The 20030-nt window shown below is 67.9% G+C and carries 17 protein-coding genes and 1 tRNA gene; 5 read left to right on the forward strand and 13 right to left on the reverse strand.

Translation table 11 applies throughout. The features are described 5' to 3' along the window. Nucleotides 1-150: 150 nt before the first annotated feature. A complete protein-coding gene (ubiG, locus tag JHL17_RS18340; RefSeq protein ID WP_211113462.1) occupies nt 151-969 on the forward strand; it encodes a bifunctional 2-polyprenyl-6-hydroxyphenol methylase/3-demethylubiquinol 3-O-methyltransferase UbiG in 819 nt (272 codons plus the stop codon). A 45-nt stretch (nt 970-1014) separates the two neighbouring features. On the opposite strand, the gene JHL17_RS18345 is transcribed toward ubiG, so the two are convergent. From JHL17_RS18345 to JHL17_RS18400, 12 genes are all read right to left on the reverse strand, one after another. Beyond that, nucleotides 1015-1449 (reverse strand): putative toxin-antitoxin system toxin component, PIN family, encoded by a 435-nt coding sequence (locus JHL17_RS18345; protein ID WP_200195203.1) that lies wholly within the window; start codon nt 1447-1449, stop codon nt 1015-1017. Beyond that, nucleotides 1430-1684 (reverse strand): hypothetical protein, encoded by a 255-nt coding sequence (locus JHL17_RS18350; protein ID WP_200195205.1) that lies wholly within the window; start codon nt 1682-1684, stop codon nt 1430-1432. The genes JHL17_RS18345 and JHL17_RS18350 overlap by 20 nt, the downstream gene beginning before the upstream one ends. A gap of 12 nt (nt 1685-1696) precedes the next feature. Beyond that, nucleotides 1697-2215, reverse strand: coding sequence for a Uma2 family endonuclease (locus JHL17_RS18355; RefSeq protein ID WP_247893640.1), 519 nt, complete (start codon nt 2213-2215; stop codon nt 1697-1699). A 144-nt stretch (nt 2216-2359) separates the two neighbouring features. Then, nucleotides 2360-2818 carry a PTS IIA-like nitrogen regulatory protein PtsN gene (ptsN, locus tag JHL17_RS18360; RefSeq protein ID WP_200195207.1) on the reverse strand — a complete coding sequence of 153 codons (459 nt, stop codon included), beginning with the start codon at nt 2816-2818 and terminating at the stop codon, nt 2360-2362. 35 nt (nt 2819-2853) lie between these two features. Continuing rightward, nucleotides 2854-3444: a ribosome hibernation-promoting factor, HPF/YfiA family gene (gene hpf / locus JHL17_RS18365; RefSeq protein WP_200195209.1), complete on the reverse strand. Its 591-nt coding sequence runs from the start codon at nt 3442-3444 to the stop codon at nt 2854-2856. A gap of 152 nt (nt 3445-3596) precedes the next feature. Then, nucleotides 3597-5213 (reverse strand): RNA polymerase factor sigma-54, encoded by a 1617-nt coding sequence (gene rpoN / locus JHL17_RS18370; RefSeq protein WP_200195211.1) that lies wholly within the window; start codon nt 5211-5213, stop codon nt 3597-3599. A gap of 33 nt (nt 5214-5246) precedes the next feature. Beyond that, a complete protein-coding gene (gene lptB, locus JHL17_RS18375; protein ID WP_200195213.1) occupies nt 5247-6038 on the reverse strand; it encodes an LPS export ABC transporter ATP-binding protein in 792 nt (263 codons plus the stop codon). Next, nucleotides 6035-6922 (reverse strand): LptA/OstA family protein, encoded by an 888-nt coding sequence (locus JHL17_RS18380; RefSeq protein WP_200195215.1) that lies wholly within the window; start codon nt 6920-6922, stop codon nt 6035-6037. The genes lptB and JHL17_RS18380 overlap by 4 nt, the downstream gene beginning before the upstream one ends. Beyond that, entirely contained in the window at nt 6919-7704 is a 786-nt protein-coding gene (gene lptC / locus JHL17_RS18385; protein WP_247893641.1) for an LPS export ABC transporter periplasmic protein LptC, read from the reverse strand. The genes JHL17_RS18380 and lptC overlap by 4 nt, the downstream gene beginning before the upstream one ends. Before the next feature lie 52 nt (nt 7705-7756). Then, a complete protein-coding gene (locus JHL17_RS18390) occupies nt 7757-8809 on the reverse strand; it encodes a KpsF/GutQ family sugar-phosphate isomerase (RefSeq protein WP_211113463.1) in 1053 nt (350 codons plus the stop codon). Between the two features lie 164 nt (nt 8810-8973). After that, a complete protein-coding gene (locus tag JHL17_RS18395; RefSeq protein WP_200195217.1) occupies nt 8974-9600 on the reverse strand; it encodes a ribonuclease D in 627 nt (208 codons plus the stop codon). A gap of 121 nt (nt 9601-9721) precedes the next feature. Further along, nucleotides 9722-9808, reverse strand: a tRNA-Leu gene (locus JHL17_RS18400). 290 nt (nt 9809-10098) lie between these two features. Between JHL17_RS18400 and JHL17_RS18405 the strand changes: the two genes are divergently transcribed. Further along, nucleotides 10099-11070 carry a complex I NDUFA9 subunit family protein gene (locus JHL17_RS18405; RefSeq protein WP_200195219.1) on the forward strand — a complete coding sequence of 324 codons (972 nt, stop codon included), beginning with the start codon at nt 10099-10101 and terminating at the stop codon, nt 11068-11070. Between the two features lie 205 nt (nt 11071-11275). Further along, the gene (locus tag JHL17_RS18410) at nt 11276-12463 is read left to right on the forward strand and encodes an MFS transporter (protein WP_200195221.1); all 1188 of its coding nucleotides are present in this window, start codon (nt 11276-11278) and stop codon (nt 12461-12463) included. 97 nt (nt 12464-12560) lie between these two features. Here the strand turns inward: JHL17_RS18410 and JHL17_RS18415 are convergent, their stop codons facing one another. Beyond that, entirely contained in the window at nt 12561-13361 is an 801-nt protein-coding gene (locus JHL17_RS18415; protein ID WP_200195223.1) for an undecaprenyl-diphosphate phosphatase, read from the reverse strand. A gap of 385 nt (nt 13362-13746) precedes the next feature. On the opposite strand from JHL17_RS18415, the gene JHL17_RS18420 reads away from it, so the two are divergent. Further along, nucleotides 13747-15195, forward strand: coding sequence for an NAD(P)-dependent oxidoreductase (locus JHL17_RS18420; protein WP_200195225.1), 1449 nt, complete (start codon nt 13747-13749; stop codon nt 15193-15195). A gap of 223 nt (nt 15196-15418) precedes the next feature. Beyond that, on the forward strand, nt 15419-19981 hold the full coding sequence (gene gltB / locus JHL17_RS18425) for a glutamate synthase large subunit (protein ID WP_200195227.1): 4563 nt from the start codon (nt 15419-15421) through the stop codon (nt 19979-19981). Nucleotides 19982-20030 lie beyond the last annotated feature (49 nt).

The raw sequence follows: 20030 nt of genomic DNA on the forward strand, positions 1-20030 counted from the left end.
GCCCGGTCATGATGTCTCCAGTCATGCGGGTCGGCTGAGCGCACCCCCGCTCCACCGTTGCCGGCGCGGGGCGGCGTATCCATACTCCGTCGGTGGAAGCGAGGCAAGTTGCCCGCACCCGTCCCGCCTCACAGTTTACGGATTTTCACCATGACCGCGTCCTTCTCCGCCTTCCCGCACGCGTCCGCAACCGCCGCCGATGGCGGCAGGGCCGGTGCCGCCATCGGCGGCAGGGCCGGCGGAACGGTGGACCCGGAGGATGTCGCCCGCTTCTCCGCCATCGCCGCCGAATGGTGGGACCCGACCGGCAAGTTCAAGCCGCTGCACCGGCTGAACCCGCTGCGCCTGGCCTACATCCGCGACGGCGTCTGCAAGCGGCTGGGCCGCGACCCGCTGGCACCGAACCCGCTGGCGGGGCTGCGCGTCGTCGACATCGGCTGCGGCGGCGGGCTGCTGGCCGAACCGATGGCGCGGATGGGGGCCACGGTGGTCGGCGTCGACGCGTCGGAGAAGAACGTACACACCGCCGCCGTCCATGCCGCCGAGACCGGCACGGCCGTCGACTACCACGCCACCACCGCCGAGGCCCTGGCGGCCAGCGGCGAGAAATTCGACGTGGTGCTGGCGATGGAGGTGATCGAGCATGTCGCCGACGTCGACCTGTTCGTGAAGTCGCTGTCCGAGCTGCTGGCGCCCGGCGGCGTGCTGTTCCTGGCGACGCTGAACCGCACGCCGAAATCCTTCGCGCTCGCCATCGTCGGGGCGGAATACATCCTGCGCTGGCTGCCGCGCGGCACCCACAACTGGCGCCAGTTCCTGCGCCCGTCCGAACTGAACGCCGCCATACGCCCGTACGGGCTGGGCGTACGCGACCTGACCGGCATCACGTACAACCCGCTGAGCGACGAGTTCCGGCTGAACCCGCGGGACCTCGACGTGAACTACATGGGCTGGGCCGAGCGGGGTTGAGCGTCACCCCCGCCGTAACCTTTGATCGACGATCGGATCCACGCTTCAAATCGATTCCGATTTTACGCGATCCGATCCAAGTGCCGCCAGATAGGCGGCGGGCGTCAGAATTACGACATCATGATAAGGATGCAAGGTCAGCAGGTCATCATCGCTCGACACGATCGCCCAAGCCGACGATGCCAAGGCCAGTTCAAGATACTTGTTGTCCTTGGCATCCCGGCAATCGTTGACCGATAGAAGCGGAGTGTGGAAATCAGCCGCATCGCACAACAAGGCGATGAAGGCCGCACGTACGGCCGGCGTAAACACCCGCTCGAACTTTGGGCGGGCCAGTACCGCCGTAATCTCCTGCAAGGTTTCTTCCGACAGAACGATGCGATCGGCGATCCGGGCGGCGCGAAGCGCTTCGGCAGGTATCGAAAGAGGTTTCAGTGCAGCGCTGACCAGCACACTGGCATCAAACACGACGTTCGGCATTGTAGGCAGCCAGTTCCGCATCGATGTCCTGATCGGTCAGCCCCTCCTCCATCGCCTTGCGCCCGATCTCGTCAAGCAAGGCTGAAAGCGGGTCGCCGCCGCCACCTCGGAAGCGCCCTTGCCCAACCAGCGCACTCAGGATGGCCCCGGCTTTTCGACGTGCCACATCGTCGCGTAGCCAGGACGCCGCCTCCGCACTGACTGGAATCAGGATATCCACGATCTGCTTGCCCATGACGATTCTCCATCAGCTCTCATAAAGAGCGTCCAACGCGATCTCAAAACCAAGTCCGTCGAACGTCACGGAACCGTCCAGAACGATGTCTGCACTCCAGCAGACACCGTCCCGCCGGTAAACTTCCACATGGCGCTCGTTCTCGCTCACCAGGACAAACTCACATATGGACGGAGCCCTGAGACAGTTGGGACGCTTTTCACGCCGGTCGGTGGCTTCGCTTGCGTCGGACATCACCTCCACGACGAGGCAAGGCTTCCTGACAAAGGTCGGATCCGTGTCATCCGGCGCCAAAGTGACCAGCAGGTCCGGCAGATAACAGATATTGGCGATGTCCAGCCGCAAGGGCACGGTGCCGGCGTGAAGGCGCCCGCCACGAGCACGAACATGGTCCTGCAATGCCACAAACAGATTTCCGGCAATGGTGGCATGGCGACGGCTGGCAGCTTCCAGGATGAAGACCTCGCCATCGACATACTCGCGGCGCAGCCCGTCCGCAGGCCGTCGGGCAAGATAATCTTCGAGGCTCATCCTCGGCATGCGGGCCGGGCGATTCATACATGGATTGTAGCGCAGTTGCCACGCCACAACCATCGTTCCCCGCCAAAGAAAAAGGGCCGCGCACAGCCCGTGCAACGGCCCCTTCTGCCTACCGATCGCTACACTGGCGGCCCGTCAGTTGGACGGGGTCGGCTCGTGCTGGGTCAGAAGCGCGTACATCGCGTCGCCGGACTGGGCTCCGCGCAGCTTTTCGCACATGGACTGGTCGCGCAGCAGGCGCGACACGCGGGCGAGCGCCTTCAGGTGGTCGGCTCCCGCCTGTTCCGGGGCGAGGAGGAGGAAGATCAGATCGACCGGCTGCTCATCGATGGCGTCGAAATCGATGGGCCGCTCCAGGCGGGCGAAGACGCCGTGGACGCGGTCCAGGCTGGACAGCTTGCCGTGCGGGATGGCGATGCCATGGCCCACGCCGGTCGTGCCCAGCCTTTCGCGCTCCAGAAGCACGTCGAAGATCGCCCGCTCGTGCTGACCGGTCAGCTCGGACGCTTTGCGCGCCATCTCCTGCAGGGCCTGCTTCTTGTTGCCGGCCTTCAGGTTCGGGAGGATGGCGTGCGGAGAAATGAGGTCGAGCATGACGCGTCTTGACCAGGGAAGCGGGGTCGGCGCCGTCAGGCGCCGGCCTTCTCCGCCGGGTCGACCCAGCCGATGTTCCCATCGGCGCGGCGGTAGACCATGTTCAGGCGGCCATGCGCACCGTTGTGGAACATCAGGGCGGGGGCCTGCGCCAGCTCCAGGCGCATCACCGCCTCGCTGACCGACAGGGTCGCGATGCTCGTCTCCATCTCGGCGACGACCATCGGCTGATGGGCGCCGTCGGCGGCCGTCTCGACCTCGTCATGCTGCTCCTCGGCCTCGGCTTCCAGGATCTGGTAGCGGGCCGGCATCGCGGCGCCGTTCTCGGCCGCATGATGGTCGCGCAGGCGGCGCTTGTAGCGGCGCAGGCGCTTGGCCAACTTTTCGCAGGCGATGTCGAAGGCCGGGTAGGGTTCGGTGGCGTCGCCGGCACTCTGCAGGACGATGCCGCGGCCCACATGGGCCTGGATGTCGGCCTTGTAGAGATGCGCGTCCTTGGTCAGGATCACGTTCGCTTCGATCGGCTTGTCGAAGTACTTGCCGACCACGGCGTTCAGGCTATCGGCCACATGGGTGCGCAGAGCGTCGCCCACATCGAGCTGCTTGCCTTTGACAGTGAGTTGCATGGTGGAACGTTTCCAAAAATTGGTCCGCTGGGGACGGTGTAGAGACGACGTTCTAGGATGCCGGGTTCGAAGATGCTGGTCCGCCGCTTGCGGGCCGGGACGATAGGCAAGGGTCACTGGACTGTCAATCGAGCCTCCCCTGCCCGACCTGCCTACATGCGTGACATCTTGGCACGGCGCCGCTGCACCGATGACGGTATTTTCATCGCTTCACGATACTTCGCGACCGTCCTTCGCGCAATGTCGATCCCTTCCGCACGGAGAATCTCCACCAGTTTGTCGTCCGACAGGACATCCTCCGGCTTTTCGGCATCGATCATCGTCTTGATGCGGTGCCGCACCGCTTCCGCGGAATGGGACGCCTGGCCGTCGGCCCCCTGGATGGCGGAGGTGAAGAAATACTTCAACTCGAAGACGCCGCGCTGCGTCGCCATGAACTTATTGGTGGTGACGCGGCTGACGGTACTCTCGTGCATGCCGATGGCCTCGGCGATGTCGCGCAGGATCAGCGGCCGCAGGTGCGAGACGCCGTGGATGAAGAAGGCGTCCTGCTGGCGGATGATCTCGCTCGCCACCTTCAGGATGGTGGTGGCGCGCTGGTGCAGCGACTTGACCAGCCAGTTCGCCGACTGGAACCGTTCGGAGATGTATTCCTTGTCGGCCTTGTTGCGGGCGCTGTCGGAGATGCGGGCGAAATAGCGGTGGTTGACCAGCACCCGCGGCAAGGTGTCCGGGTTCAGGTCGATCAGCCAGCCGCCGCCGGGATTGGCGCGCATCAGGATATCGGGGGTGACCAGCTGGGCCGGCGTGTGGTCGAAGGCCAGCGCCGGCTTGGGGTTCAGCTTGCGGATGTCGACCACCATGTCGGCGACGTCCTCGGCGTCGACGCCGCAGACCTTCATGATGGCCGGCAGGTTGCGCGCGGCCAGAAGCTCCAGATTGTCGAGCAGCGCCGCCATCGCCGGATCCAGCCGGTTCTTCTCGCGCAGCTGGATGGCGAGGCATTCCTTCAGCGAGCGGGCGAAGATGCCGGGCGGGTCGAAACGCTGGCAGGCGGCCAGCACCCGCTCCACCCGCTCCGCGCCGCAGCCGAGCTGTTCGGCCAGCGCCTGGGCGTCGAAGCCGACCAGCCAGCCGGCCTCGTCCAGCATGTCGATCAGCGCCAGCCCGATCAGCTGGTCGCCGAGGTCGGGCAGGTCGATCTTCAGCTGTTCGGTCAGATGGTCGCGCAGGTTCTTTTCACTGGTCAGCGTCGCTTCGAGGTTGCTGTCGTCGTCCTCGAAGCCGCTGCGGCCGCCGCGCTCGCCGTAGGAGCCGTAGACCTCGCTGCCGCCGTCCGAGCCGTCGGAAAAGCGGTCGTCGCCGTAGACATTCTCGAAATCGGTGTCGAGCGGCGACTCCGACGAGGACGTCATCGTGTCCGACGAGGTCATCTCCACCGTGTCGCGGGTGCGCCCGTCGCTCGGGCCCAGGGCCGGACCGTCGTCGCGGCCGTTCAGCCCGTCGGCGCTGAGGCCGTTGGCCTCCATGCCGCCGGGGCCGTCCAGCCCGCCCGGCGCATCGCCGCCGTCCGCCGGTCCCGCCGGATCGCTGCCGCCGTCGGCCGGGCCGCCGTCGCGCTCCAGCAGCGGGTTCTGCTCGATCTCGCGGTCGACGAAGTCCGACAGTTCGATGTTCGACAGCTGCAGCAGCTTGATCGCCTGCTGCAGCTGCGGCGTCATCACCAGGGTCTGGGCTTGTCGAAGGTCGAGACGTTGAGCAAGCGCCATGGCTGTGGAACCGGGACCAGTGGGAACGGAGGGCTACAGACTGAACCGGTCGCCGAGATAGACCCGGCGCACGCCCTCGTGCGCCACGATCTCGTCCGGCCGTCCCTCCATTAGTACCACACCATCGTGCAAAATGTATGCCCGATCGACGAGGTCCAATGTTTCACGCACGTTGTGGTCGGTGATCAGCACGCCGATGCCGCGGTCGCGCAGGTGGCCGACCAGTTCGCGGATGTCGTTCACCGCGATGGGGTCGATGCCGGCCAGCGGCTCGTCCAGCAGGATGAAGTGCGGCTGGCCGGCCAGCGCGCGGGCGATCTCCACGCGCCGCCGCTCGCCGCCCGACAGCGCCAGCGCGGGCGAGCGGCGGAGATGGGTGACCGAAAATTCGGCCAGCAGCTCGTCCAGCATCGCCTCGCGCGCGTCGCGGTCGCTCTCGACCACCTCCAGCACCGAGCGGATGTTGTTCTCCACCGTCATGCCGCGGAAGATCGAGGCCTCCTGCGGCAGGTAGCCGATGCCGAGCCGGGCGCGGCGGTACATCGGCAGCGCGGTGATGTCCTGGCCGTCCAGGGTGATCGTGCCGGAATCGGCGGCGATCAGGCCGGTGATCATGTAGAAGCAGGTGGTCTTGCCGGCGCCGTTGGGGCCGAGCAGCCCGACCGCCTCGCCGCGCTGGACGCTGATCGAGACGTCGCGCACCACCGGCCGCTTCTTGAACGACTTGCCGAGATGCTGCGCCACCAGCCCTTCGGTCGGGACGGCGGCGGCGGAGAGGGTGCCGGCAGGGGCGGCGCCGGGCCCGTTGGCGGTCAGCACGGTCACGGCTTCTTGCCCGCGGGGGCGTCGGCCTTGGCGCCGGTCTTGCCGGCATCGGTCTTTTCGCCGGGGATCAGCAGGCCGCTGACCCGGCCGCCGGCGTCGCGGCCGGCGATGACGCGGTTGATCTTGGTGTTCATGTTCATCTCGGCGGCTTCGCCGTTCAGCTGGTTGTCGCCGCGGGTGATCTTCACGTTGCCGATCAGCACCGCGACGTTGTCGGCCACCGAATAGACCAGCTTGTCGGACAGCGCCACGTCGGTCGGCGTGGTGACGATGATGTTGCCGGACCCGTCGATCCGCTCCATCTGGGTGGTGCCGTCCGGCATCTTCTTCAGCCGGCCGATCAGCACGTCGGCGCGCAGCCGGTCTTTGCCGCGCACCGCCACCGCGTCGCCGCGCGCCACGGTCAGGTCCTGGGCCTCGTAATATTCCAGGCTGTCGCGGGCGGTGACCACGTCCTTGGTGGTGATCAGCTTCAGGTCCTTGCCGGTGACGACGGCGACCTGCTTGTCGACGTCATAGACGCCGTGGTCGCCGAACACCTGCTGGTTCGGGCTGACGATGCGGACGTTGCCGTCGGCCACCAGCTGGAACACCTCGTTCCCCTTGCCGGGCACCTCGCGGTAATAGGCGGTCAGCACGTCGGCGAAGACGGTGGAGTCGTTGCGCTTGGCCGACGCGTTGCCGCGCGCGACATAGGCGCGGACGTCCTGGTGCCATTCGATCGCCTGGTCGGCGTTGATCTCCACCGGCTGCTTGCCGCCCATGCCCGGCAGCCCTTGGGCGAAGGCCGGAGCGGAAACCGGCGGGGAGAAAAAGAAAAACCCGCCGGCCAGGACGGCCGACAGGGTCAGGACGGTACGGACTGGCGACCGTTTGGACGTCACGGCTTCTTGCTCCCGGGGCGCTCGGCGGCCTGGACCTCGGCCTTCGACTGGTTGAGGAAGACGACGTTCTTGCCGCGGTCCGTCATGCGGAAGCCGATGGCGTTGATCTCGCCCTGCGGACCCTGGCCGGTCACCGCCTTCTCGCCCCAGGCGTTGCCCTTGCGGATGTCGGCCTCGGCCTCGCTGGTGGTGAACTCGTTGCCGTCGTCGCGCAGGACATGGACGTTTCCGCGCATCAGCAGGATGCCGGTGTTCTGGTTGTACCAGCCCTTGTCGGACCGCATGGTCACCCAGGTGCCGGTGGTCTCGGTCATCTCCGCCTGCGGATCGTCGAGCAGGACGATGTCGGGCTGGTCGGCCGACTTGTCGGCCTTGGACGCCACCAGCGAGAAGGGCTGGTTGTGTTCGTCCAGGCTGAAATAGCGCGGCTTCAGCATCTCGCTCTGCCCGGCGTCGGCGGAGACGCGCGGGGTCGGCGGGCCGTTCAGCGACGGCCAGGCGGCCAGCAGCGCCATGATCGCCAGCGCCGCCGCCGGCAGCACGAACTTCAAGGCCGAGACGAAGCGGCTGTAGCCACGGCTGACCGGACGGGTGTCGCGCCGCCGGTGCGCCCGCAGCGCCGCCGGCGGCTCCGGCGGAGCGGATGCGAGACGATCGCCTGCCAGCAGGTCGCCGGCCGCCGGGGCGGATGGACCGCCGGCCGACTGCCTTCCGGAAGTCGGGGCGGGGGCGGGGCGGTCCGCTGCGGTGCGATCGGGGCTGCGCAGGTCGTCCAGGCTCAACTCTTCGTCCCTCCGTCTCGGCGCTCGGCTTTCATGATGGACAGGAACGGCGTCAGGCGGCGCCGGCGCGCAGGACATCGTGGATGTGCACGATGCCCAGCGGCCGGTCGGCCTCGATCACGAACAGGGTGGTGATCTTCTTGTCGTTCATCTCGCGCAGCGCCTCGACGATCAACGCCTTGGGGCGGATGGTCTTGGGCCGCGGCGACATGATGCTGTCCGCGCGTTCCGCCAGAAGCTCCGGCGTCAGATGACGGCGCAGGTCGCCGTCGGTGATGATCCCGACCAGCGCCCCGGCATCGTCGGTCACCCCGACGCAGCCGAGCCGCTTGGCCGTCATCTCGAAGATGACGTCGGACAGCGGCGAGTCAAGACGGCACAGGGGCAAATCGTCGCCCTCATGCATGATGTCGGTGACCTTCAGCAAGGCGCGGCCGAGCTGGCCGCCGGGGTGGAACTCGCGGAAATCGGCGGCGGAGAAGCCGCGCCGCTCCAGCAGCGCCACCGCCAGCGCGTCGCCCAGCGCCAGCATCATGGTGGTCGAGGTGGTGGGTGCCAGACCCAGCGGGCAGGCCTCCGGCTCCGGCGGGATGACCAGCGCCACGTCCGACTGTTCGGCCAGCGAGGAAGCGGCGCGCCGGGTCATGCCGATCAGCGGGATGCCGAAGCGGCGGGTATAGGCGACGATGTCGGCCAGCTCGTGCGTCTCGCCGGAATTGGACAGCGCCACCACCGCGTCGATCCTGGCGATCATGCCGAGATCGCCGTGGCTCGCCTCGCCCGGATGGACGAACAGGGCCGGCGTGCCGGTGGAGGCCATGGTCGCGGCGATCTTGCGGGCGACATGGCCCGACTTGCCCATGCCGGTGACGACGACGCGGCCCTCGATGCCCTGGAGGATGTCGAGCGCCCGCAGGAAGGCCCCGTCGAGGCTGCCGGCCAGCGCGACCAGCGCATCGGCCTCGGTCCGCAGCACGCGGGCGGCGCAGGCGAGATCGCGGTTCTCCACCTCGCTCGCCCCAGCCATGCTGGATTCGCTCGCGACGGTGGAGCTGTCGGTCAGGCTGGACCTGATAACACTGGTCAAGGCTGTCATGCCTTCCATTCGCATGGCCCGGGACGGGCCGTTCACAAACACGCGCCTGCCGGGATGTCTCCCGACAGGCGCGTCGTGCAGTATGCCCACCGGCGGGGGCCGGGTCAAATCCACGCCCGACCGCCTCCCTTTCCCCTGGGGAGAGGGGATTATCCGCGTCAATTGGCGCAGTGTCAGTGCGCCAGAATGTCCGGGGTTTCCCAGCCGCCGAGATCCAGCTCGCCGCGGGCGGGCAGGAAGTCGAAGCAGGCCTGGGCCAGATGGATGCGGCCCTCGCGGGCCAGCATGACGTCCAGCTTCGCCTTCAGGTCGTGGAGATGCAGCACGTCCGACGCGGCGTATTTCATCTGGTCGGTGGTCAGCTCCGGCGCGCCCCAGTCGGAGGATTGCTGCTGCTTGGAGATCTCCACCCCCAGCAGGTCCTTGCACAGATCCTTCAGGCCATGGCGGTCGGTGAAGGTGCGGACCAGCTTGGAGGCCACCTTGGTGCAATAGACCGGCCGGCAGTCGACGCCCAGATAGGCCTTCATCACCGCCACGTCGAAGCGGGCGAAATGGAACAGCTTGGTGACGCCGGGATCGGCCAGCAGACGCTTCAGGTTCGGCGCCTCGTAGCGGCCGGGGCGGAACTGCACCAGATGCACGGCACCGTCGCCGGCCGACAGCTGCACCAGGCAGAGGCGGTCGCGGTGGGGGTTCAGCCCCATGGTCTCGGTGTCGATGGCGACGCAGTTGTCGCGGGCGCCGGCGGCGAGGTCGAGGCCGTCGGGGAGGTCGCCGTCATGAAGGTCGATGGGCATGGTCGCGTCCCGGGGTGGTCAGGCCCCCGGCCATGGACCCTAAAAACGACGAACGCCGCTCTGCACGTCCTCCCTCATGATCGAAGGAGCTGTGCATGCGGCGCAGCCGGGTAGAAAGAAATGGTGCCCAGGAGAAGACTCGAACTTCCACGACATTTCTGCCACAGGTACCTGAAACCTGCGCGTCTACCAATTCCGCCACCTGGGCTCGGTGCTCGGTGTGTGGGCGGTTGTTTAATGATCCGGCCGGGAGGCGTCAACAGCTTTTTTCCGGCCCCTTCATTTTTTTGCCGCATCGCGGGTTTTCTCCTGCGGCCGGCGGGCGCGGCGATGCAGTCCCTAGCTTGGCGGCGGACCATTCGCTATAAGCATGCCCGCAGTTCCAGCAGTCCTCTATGGCGACACACAGTCGGACGACGCGCGGGGGCGCGCGCGGCAACGGGAAACCCGCCGCGCGAAGACCCCGGTTCCGGCGCGCAACGACACGGGAGACGGTCGATGTCCTATCGCACTCAGATTATCACGGTGTTCGGCGGTTCGGGCTTCATCGGCCGCCACCTGATCCGGCGCCTCGCCAAGTCGGGCGCCCTCATCCGCATCGCCACCCGCAACCCGGGCAAGGCCGGCTTCCTGAAGACCGCCGGCGCCGTCGGCCAGATCGTCCCCTTCGCCACCGACTGCACCGACGACGTGTCGGTCGGCCGCGCGCTGCGGGGGGCCGACGTCGCCATCAACCTGCTGGGCGTGCTGTACGAGCGCGGCAGCCAGAGCTTCCAGGGCGTGCATGTCGACGCCGCCGCCCGCATCGCCCGCCTGGCGGCGGCCAACGGCGTCAACCGGCTGATCCACGTCTCCGCCATCGGCGCCGACGCCGCCTCGCAATCCGCCTACGCCCGCTCCAAGGCGGCCGGCGAGCAGGCGGTGCTGTCCGCCTTCCCGGCGGCGACGATCCTGCGCCCCAGCATCGTCTTCGGGCCGGAGGACAATTTCTTCAACAAATTCGCCGCGATGGCGCAGAAAGCCCCGGCCCTGCCGCTGATCGGCGGCGGCAAGACCCTCTTCCAGCCGGTCTATGTCGGCGATCTGGCGGCCGCCGTCGTCGCAGCGCTGGAGACCGACTCCAGCCGCGGCAAGACCTATGAGCTGGGCGGCCCGCGCGTCTACACCTTCCGGGAATTGCTGGACCTGACCCAGAAGGACATCCAGCGCCACCGCCCGCTGGTGACCATCCCCTGGAATTTCGCCGAGTCGCTGGGCGGCATCCTGGAAAAGGTCCCGGTGCTGGCCCCGGCGCTGACCCGCGATCATGTGGCCTTGCTGAAGCAGGACAACGTCGCCTCCCCGAAAGCGCTGGGCTTCACGGATCTGGGCATCACCGAGCTGGCGACCTGCGAGGTCATCCTGCCGACCTACCTGTCGCGCTTCATCGTCGGCGGCAAGTACGGCGGCCAGACCAACAACGCCCACTGATCGGCTGACGCCCCCGGCGGGCAGTTCCGGTCCGCGACACCCGAAAGCCCCGGCCCGAGCGCCGGGGCTTTCGTTTTACCGGGCCCGCGGCGAAATTCCCGCCCGAAATTCCCGCTTGGCCCGGCATGGCACGCCTGCCCCATCGGCGCTTGAATTCTCATGCCCCCACCGTCATGTGGGCGGTTCAACCATGGCGGGAGCGGTGATGACGGGGGCAGAGGATATCCGGGGAGCGTCGGGGCGGCTGGCGGAGCAGGCATCGGCCGCGCGCTGGGCGACCGTCGTCGCCTTCTTGCTGAACGGCACCGTCTTCGGCGTGTGGGCGACCCAGATCCCGCTGCTGAAGAACCGGCTGGACCTCAGCCCCGCCATATTGGGGGCGGCGCTGCTGTGCCTTGCCGCCGGCGCCCTGACGGCGATGATCGCCAGCGGCCCGCTGCTTGGGCGGCTGGGCAGCGCGCCGGTGACCAGGGTGACCGCCCTGCTGTTCGCCGGGCTGCTGCCGCTGCCGGCGCTGGTGCCGGACGTGGCGACGCTGTGCATCGTGCTGGCGCTGTTCGGCGCGTCGGGCGGCACCATGGACGTCGCCATGAACGCGCAGGCCGCCCTGGTGGAGCGGCGGCTGGGCCGGCCGGTCATGTCGTCGCTGCACGGGATGTGGAGCCTCGGCGGACTGACCGGGGCGGGGCTGGGCGGGCTGATGCTGCCGCTGATGCCGGCGGCGGCCCAGGCCGGGCTGGTGTCGGCCGGGCTGCTCGTGCTGTTCCTGGCCTTGCAGGGCCGCTTCCTGCCCGACCGCAATGGCGGCGGCGGCGGGCTGGTGCTGCCCGACCGCAAGACCCTGCTGCTCGGCCTGCTGGCCGCCCTGTCCTTCATGGGCGAGGGCGCCATCCTGGACTGGAGCGCCATCCACCTGCGCGACGACCTGGGGGCGCCGGCCTCGACCGCCGGCATGGGGTTCGGCGTGTTCTGCGCCGCCATGGCGGCCGGGCGGTTCAGCGGCGACCGTCTGCGCCACCGCTTCGGCGGGGCGACGCTGATGCGCTGCGGCGGGCTGCTGGCCGCGGCCGGGCTGGGACTCGTGCTGGCGGGCGGCCTCGTCGCGGGGGGATCGCCGCTGTTGGCAATGGCCGGCTTCGGGCTGACCGGGATCGGCCTGTCGAACATCGTCCCGGTGCTGTTCAGCACGGCGGGGGCGGTGGACAGCGGCCATGCCGACCATGCGGTCGCCGCGGTGTCGACCATGGGCTATGCCGGCGTGCTGGCCGGCCCGCCGCTGGTCGGCTTCATCGCCGAGGCCACCAGCCTCGCCACCGCCTTCGCGCTGATCGCGCTGCTGGCGCTGGGAACGGCCGCCGCCGCGACCCGTGCGGTGCCGCGGCAGGCGGTTTGACTTTTTTTCCCTCAATCGGCGGGCGCGGCCATCCGGCCGCTTGCCTCCGCAGGCATGGGCCTGCGGGGCCGCAGTCGCGGCCCTAGGCCTGCGGCCATTACAGATAGAGGAAGGCCAGCATGCCGGTGCCGATGGCGATGCGGTACCAGCCGAAGGGGGCGAAGCCGTAGCGGCCGACGAAATCGACCAGCGTCTTCACCACCAGGGCGGCGGCGATGAAGGCGGTGACGAAGCCGACCAGGATCAGCAGGCCGCTGTCCAGGCTCATCAGCGACCAGTTCTTGTAGAGGTCGTAGACGGTGGCGCCGGCCATGGTCGGCACCGCCAGGAAGAAGGAGAACTCGGCCGCCGCCTTGCGGTCGACGCCCATCAGCAGGGCGCCCAGGATGCTGGCGCCGGAGCGCGACACGCCCGGCACCAGGGCCAGGCACTGGCAGAAGCCGATCTTCAGCGCCAGCGGGGCGGAGAAGTTCTCGATCTGGTGATAGCGGGCGACCGGGATCAGGCGCTCCACCAGCAGGATGGCGATGCCGCCGACGATCAGCGCGATGCTGACCACGGTGGGGTTGAACAGCAGCGTCTTGATGATGCCGTGCAGGCCGGCGCCCAGCACCATCGCCGGCAGGAAGGCGATCAGCACCGCCCGCACGAAACGGCGCGCGCCGGGATCGTCCTTCAGCCCTGTGGCAACGCGCCACAGCCGCTGGAAATAGACCACGCAGATCGCCAGAATGGCGCCGAGCTGGATCACCACTTCGAACACCTTGCCGGGCGGTCCCTGGAAACCCAGCAGTTCGTCCAGCATGATGAGATGGCCGGTCGAGGAGACGGGCAGGAACTCGGTCAGCCCCTCCACCAGCCCCATCAGTGTGGCATCCAGATATTGATCGATCATCATCGCGGCACACAGCCTTCGGCACGGTTGGATGTTGCAGCGCTTATAGCAGCCGGGGATCGGACTGGCGATGGCGAGGGGTCGGTACCCCTATTCGGGCGATAGTCACATTTCGGGACTAATTTTCTGTCGCGCTTTTGTGACACCCTATGGTCATGCCCACGCATTTCAGCCTTGCGGAAGAAAAGGTCAACAAACCGGACCTATCGGTGTTTTTGTGCTTCCGCGGGGTGGGCGCATGCGTTATATGACGAGCGTCCGCCACTTCGCGGATTTTCGATTTCAACCCAGCCGGTCGGTGTAGGCCACAGCCGCAGCCCCCGGTCAGGCCCAGCAAGGCGATGCCCCCGCGACAGCGGGCGGGGCCGCGAAGCAAGGAGCAGACGTCATGGCGAACCAGAAAATGTTGGGCTTCGTGCACACCGCGCAGACGATGCCCGACAAGCGGTCTGCCGCCGACCGCCGCCAGGACTTCGCCGAGATCTACGCCCGCTTCAGCGACGAGCGCGCCGGCGAGCAGGCCAACCGCTGCTCGCAGTGCGGCGTTCCCTTCTGCCAGGTGCATTGCCCGGTCTCCAACAACATCCCGGACTGGCTGAAGCTGACCGCCGAGGGGCGGCTGGAGGAGGCCTACGAGGTCTCCCAGGCCACCAACAACTTCCCGGAAATCTGCGGCCGCATCTGCCCGCAGGACCGGCTGTGCGAGGGCAACTGCGTCATCGAGCAGTCGACCCACGGCGCCGTCACCATCGGCTCGGTCGAGAAGTACATCAACGACACCGCCTGGGAGCAGGGCTGGGTCAAGCCGCGCAAGCCGGTCCGCGAGCTGGGCCTGTCGGCCGGCGTGATCGGCGCCGGCCCGGCCGGGCTGGCCGCCGCCGAGGAGCTGCGCGCCAAGGGCTACGAGGTCCATGTCTACGACCGTCACGACCGCATGGGCGGCCTGCTGGTCTACGGCATCCCCGGCTTCAAGCTGGAGAAGGACGTCGTCGCCCGCCGGGTCCAGCGTCTGGCCGATGCCGGCGTCATCTTCCATGCGAATTTCGAGATCGGCCGCGACGCCACCCTGGCCGAGCTGCGCGAGCGCCACGTCACCATCCTGATCGCCACCGGCGTCTACAAGGCCCGCGACATCGAGGCTCCCGGTTCGGGGCTGAAGAACATCGTCCCGGCGCTGGAATACCTGACCACCTCCAACAAGGTCGGGCTCGGCGACTCGATGGAGGCCTATGAGGACGGCTCGCTGAACGCCGCCGGCAAGAAGGTGGTGGTGCTCGGCGGCGGCGACACCGCGATGGACTGCGTCCGCACGGCGATCCGCCAGGGCGCCACCTCGGTCAAGTGCCTGTACCGCCGCGACCGCAAGAACATGCCGGGCTCGCAGCGCGAAGTGGCGCATGCCGAGGAGGAGGGCGTCGAGTTCGTCTGGCAGGCGGCGCCTGAGGCCTTCACCGGCACCGACGTCGTCACCGGCGTCCGTGCCGTCCGCATCCATCTGGGTGTGGCCGACGCCACCGGCCGCCAGACCCCGCAGGTGATCGAGGGCTCCGACTTCACCGAGCCGGCCGATCTCGTCATCAAGGCGCTGGGCTTCGAGCCGGAGGATCTGCCGGGCATGTTCGGCTCGCCCGACCTCACCGTCACCCGCTGGGGCACGCTGCTGGTCGACCACCGCACCAAGATGACCAGCCTGGACGGCGTCTTCGCCGCCGGCGACATCGTCCGCGGCGCCTCGCTGGTGGTGTGGGCCATCCGCGACGGCCGCGACGCCGCCGAGGCGATGGACGCCTACGCCCAGACCGTCGGCGCGCCCAAGCTGGCGGTCGCGGCCGAGTAAGACCGCTTTACCCGTGCCCCCACCCCGACCCTCCCCCGCTGGGCGGGGGAGGGAGCAAGTGCAAGGGCGGCGGAGTCCCCTCCCCCGCGATCGGACCGGCCTTCGGCCGGCCGAGTGCGGGGGAGGGTTAGGGTGGGGGCACCGCCTCCACGACCTTGTCTACCCCAGGGGGCCTTCCCTTCGGCCCTCCAGGTCAACGTCCAGACTGTGAAAGGGTCGTTCCATGACCGCCGAGTTTAACCAGGGCGAGTTGAACCAGGGTGAGCAGTTCGTCGCCGATTTCCGCGCCAACGCCGCGGCGCTGACCACTGCCCACGCCTACAATCCGGCCGACGAGCACGACGCCTGCGGCGTCGGCTTCATCGCCGCGATCGACGGCAAGCCCCGCCGTTCGGTGGTCGAAAAAGGCATCGAAGCCCTGAAGGCGGTCTGGCACCGCGGTGCGGTGGACGCCGACGGCAAGACCGGCGACGGCGCCGGCATCCATGTCCAGGTGCCGCAGAAGTTCTTCAAGGACCACGTCAAGATCATCGGCCACCTGCCGCCGGAGAACAATCTGGCGGTCGGCCAAGTCTTCCTGCCGCGCATCAGCCTGGACGCCCAGGAAGCCTGCCGCTGCATCGTCGAGACCGAGATCCTGGCCTTCGGCTACTACATCTACGGCTGGCGCCAAGTGCCGATCAACGTCGACATCATCGGCGAGAAGGCCAACGCGACCCGGCCCGAGATCGAGCAGATCATCATCGGCAACAGCAAGGGCGTGTCGGACGAGCAGTTCGAGCTCGACCTCTACATCATCCGCCGCCGGATCGAGAAGGCGGTGCATGGCGAGCAGATCAACGACTTCTACATCTGCTCGCTGTCGGCGCGCTCGATCATCTACAAGGGCATGTTCCTGGCCGAACAGCTCTCGACCTTCTACCCGGACCTGACCGACGACCGTTTCGAGTCGTCCTTCGCCATCTACCACCAGCGCTATTCGACCAACACCTTCCCGACCTGGCCGCTGGCCCAGCCCTTCCGCATGCTCGCCCACAACGGCGAGATCAACACGCTGAAGGGCAACGTCAACTGGATGAAGGCGCATGAGACCCGGATGGAGCATCCGGTGTTCGGCGCCAACATGGGCGACCTCAAGCCGGTGATCGGCGTCGGCCTGTCCGACTCGGGCGCGCTCGACAGCGTGTTCGAGGTGATGGTCCGCGCCGGCCGCACCGCCCCGATGGTCAAGATGATGCTGGTGCCGCAGGCGCTGACCAGCTCGCAGACCACGCCGGACAACCACAAGGCGCTGATCGCCTACTGCAACTCCGTCATGGAGCCGTGGGACGGCCCGGCCGCGCTGGCCATGACCGACGGCCGCTGGGTCGTCGGCGGCATGGACCGCAACGGCCTGCGCCCGATGCGCTACACCATCACCACCGACGGTCTGATCATCGGCGGGTCCGAGACCGGCATGGTCAAGATCGAGGAGAACCAGGTGGTCGAGAAGGGCCGCCTCGGCCCGGGCGAGATGATCGCCGTCGATCTCCAGGCCGGCAAGCTGTTCAACGACCGTGAGCTGAAGGACCATCTGGCCGCCCAGAAGCCCTGGGGCCAGTGGGTCAAGAACACCACGCATCTGGACGAGCTGGTGAAGACCGCCGCGCTGAAGGGCGAGCCGTCGGAGATGGAGAAGGAGGAGCTGCGCCGTCGCCAGATGGCCTTCGGCCTCGCCATGGAAGACATGGAGCTGATCCTCCACCCGATGGCGGAGGACGGCAAGGAAGCCGTCGGCTCGATGGGCGACGACAGCCCGATCGCCGTGCTGTCGGACAAGTACCGCGGCCTGCACCACTTCTTCCGCCAGAACTTCTCCCAGGTCACCAATCCGCCCATCGACTCGCTTCGCGAGCGCCGGGTGATGAGCCTGAAGACGCGGCTGGGCAACCTCGGCAACATCCTCGACGAGGATGAGAGCCAGACCCGGTTGCTGCAACTCGACAGCCCGGTGCTGACCACCGCCGAATTCCACGCCATGCGGGACTACATGGCCGACACCGCGGCGGTGATCGACGCCACCTTCCCGGTCGACGGCGGCCCCGACGCGCTGCGCGACGCGCTGCGCCGCATCCGCCAGGAGGCGGAGGACGCCGTGCGCGGCGGCGCCAACCACGTCACCCTGACCGACGAGGCGATGGGCCCGGCCCGCGCCGCCATCCCGGCCATCCTGGCGACCGGCGCGGTCCACACCCACCTGATCCGCTCCAACCTGCGCACCTTCACCTCGCTGAACCTGCGCACGGCGGAATGCCTGGACACCCATTACTTCGCGGTGCTGATCGGCGTCGGCGCCACCACCGTCAACGCCTATCTGGCGCAGGAGGCGGTGGCCGAGCGCCAGCGCCGCGGACTGCTCGGCTCGCTGTCGCTGGAAAAGGCGATGACGAACTACAAGAAGGCCATCGACGACGGCCTGCTGAAGATCATGTCCAAGATGGGCATCTCGGTCATCAGCAGCTACCGCGGCGGCGGCAACTTCGAGGCCATCGGCCTCAGCCGCGCCCTGGTCGCCGAGCATTTCCCGGCGATGGTCAGCCGCATCTCCGGCATCGGCCTGAACGGCATCCAGAAGAAGGTCCTGGAGCAGCATGCGCTCGCCTATGCCGGCGAGGCGCTGCCGCTGCCGGTCGGCGGCTTCTACCGCTTCCGCAAGTCGGGCGACCGCCATGGCTGGGAGGGTGGGATCATCCACACCCTGCAGCAGGCCGTCACCAACGACAGCTACACCACCTTCAAGAAGTATTCCGAGCAGGTGAACAAGCGGCCGCCGATGCAGCTGCGCGACCTGCTGGAGTTCCGCACCACCAAGGCCGCCGTTCCGGTCGACGAGGTCGAGAGCATCACCTCGATCCGCAAGCGCTTCATCACGCCGGGCATGTCGATGGGGGCATTGTCGCCCGAGGCGCACGGCACGCTGAACGTCGCGATGAACCGCATCGGCGCCAAGTCCGACTCGGGCGAGGGCGGCGAGGATCCGGCGCGCTTCCGTCCCGACAAGAACGGCGACAACTGGAACTCCGCCATCAAGCAGGTGGCGTCGGGCCGCTTCGGCGTCACCGCCGAGTACCTGAACCAGTGCCGCGAGCTGGAGATCAAGGTCGCCCAGGGCGCCAAGCCCGGCGAAGGCGGCCAGCTGCCCGGCTTCAAGGTGACGGAGATGATCGCGCGGCTGCGCCACGCCACGCCGGGCGTGACCCTGATCAGCCCGCCGCCGCACCACGACATCTACTCGATCGAGGATCTGGCCCAGCTCATCTATGACCTGAAGCAGATCAACCCGGACGCCAAGGTCACGGTGAAGCTGGTCAGCCGGTCGGGCATCGGCACCATCGCCGCCGGCGTGGCGAAGGCCAACGCCGACATCATCCTGATCTCCGGCAACTCCGGCGGCACCGGCGCCTCGCCGCAGACCTCGATCAAGTTCGCCGGCCTGCCCTGGGAGATGGGCCTGTCGGAGGTGCATCAGGTCCTGACGCTGAACAAGCTGCGCCACCGCGTGCGGCTGCGCACCGACGGCGGCCTGAAGACCGGCCGCGACATCGTCATCGCCGCCATGCTGGGCGCGGAAGAGTACGGCATCGGCACCGCCAGCCTGATCGCCATGGGCTGCATCATGGTTCGGCAGTGCCATTCCAACACCTGCCCGGTCGGCGTCTGCGTCCAGGACGAGACCTTGCGCGAGAAGTTCGTCGGCACGCCGGAGAAGGTGGTCAACCTCTTCACCTTCCTGGCGGAGGAGGTCCGCGAGATCCTGGCCCGCCTGGGCGTCCGCTCGCTGACCGAGGTGATCGGCCGCACCGACCTGCTGCACCAGGTCAGCCGCGGCGGCGCCCATCTCGACGACCTCGACCTCAACCCGCTGCTGGCCCAGGTCGATCCCGGCGAGAACGCGCGCTACTGCACGCTGCAGGGCCGCAACGAGGTGCCGGACACGCTGGACGCCCGCATCGTCGCCGATGCCCGCCCGCTGTTCGAGGAAGGCGAGAAGATGCAGCTCGCCTACAATGCCCGCAACACGCAGCGCGCCATCGGCACGCGGCTGTCGTCGATGGTGACGCGGAAGTTCGGGATGTTCGGGCTGCAGCCCGGCCACATCACGGTGCGCCTGCGCGGCACCGCCGGCCAGTCGCTGGGCGCCTTCGCCGTCCAGGGCATCAAGCTGGAGGTGATGGGCGACGCCAACGACTATGTCGGCAAGGGCCTGTCGGGCGGCACCATCGTCGTCCGTCCGGCGACCAGCAGCCCGCTGGAGTCGAACAAGAACACCATCATCGGCAACACGGTGCTGTACGGCGCCACCGCCGGCAAGCTGTTCGCCGCCGGCCAGGCCGGCGAGCGGTTCGCGGTGCGCAACTCCGGCGCCACCGTGGTGGTCGAGGGCTGCGGCTCCAACGGCTGCGAGTACATGACCGGCGGCACCGCGGTGATCCTGGGCAAGGTCGGCGACAATTTCGGCGCCGGCATGACCGGGGGCATGGCCTACCTCTACGACCCGGAGGACTCGCTGCCGCTCTTCATCAACGAGGAGAACGTCATCTTCCAGCGGGTCGAGGTGGTCCACTACGAGGCCCAGCTCCGCGCCCTGATCGAGGAGCATGTCGCCGAGACGCAGAGCCGTTTCGCCGCCGAGATCCTCAACGACTGGGAGCGCGAGCTCGGCAACTTCTGGCAGGTGGTGCCGAAGGAGATGCTGCACCGTCTGGCCGTGCCGGTGACCCTGCCGCGCGCCATCCCGGCGGAGTGATAATGCCCTCTCCCGCCCCGGGAGAGGGAGGTGAAGAGCGGATATGAAA

It is taken from the genome of Azospirillum endophyticum (genome assembly GCF_016595245.1).
GTDB lineage: Bacteria > Pseudomonadota > Alphaproteobacteria > Azospirillales > Azospirillaceae > Azospirillum > Azospirillum endophyticum.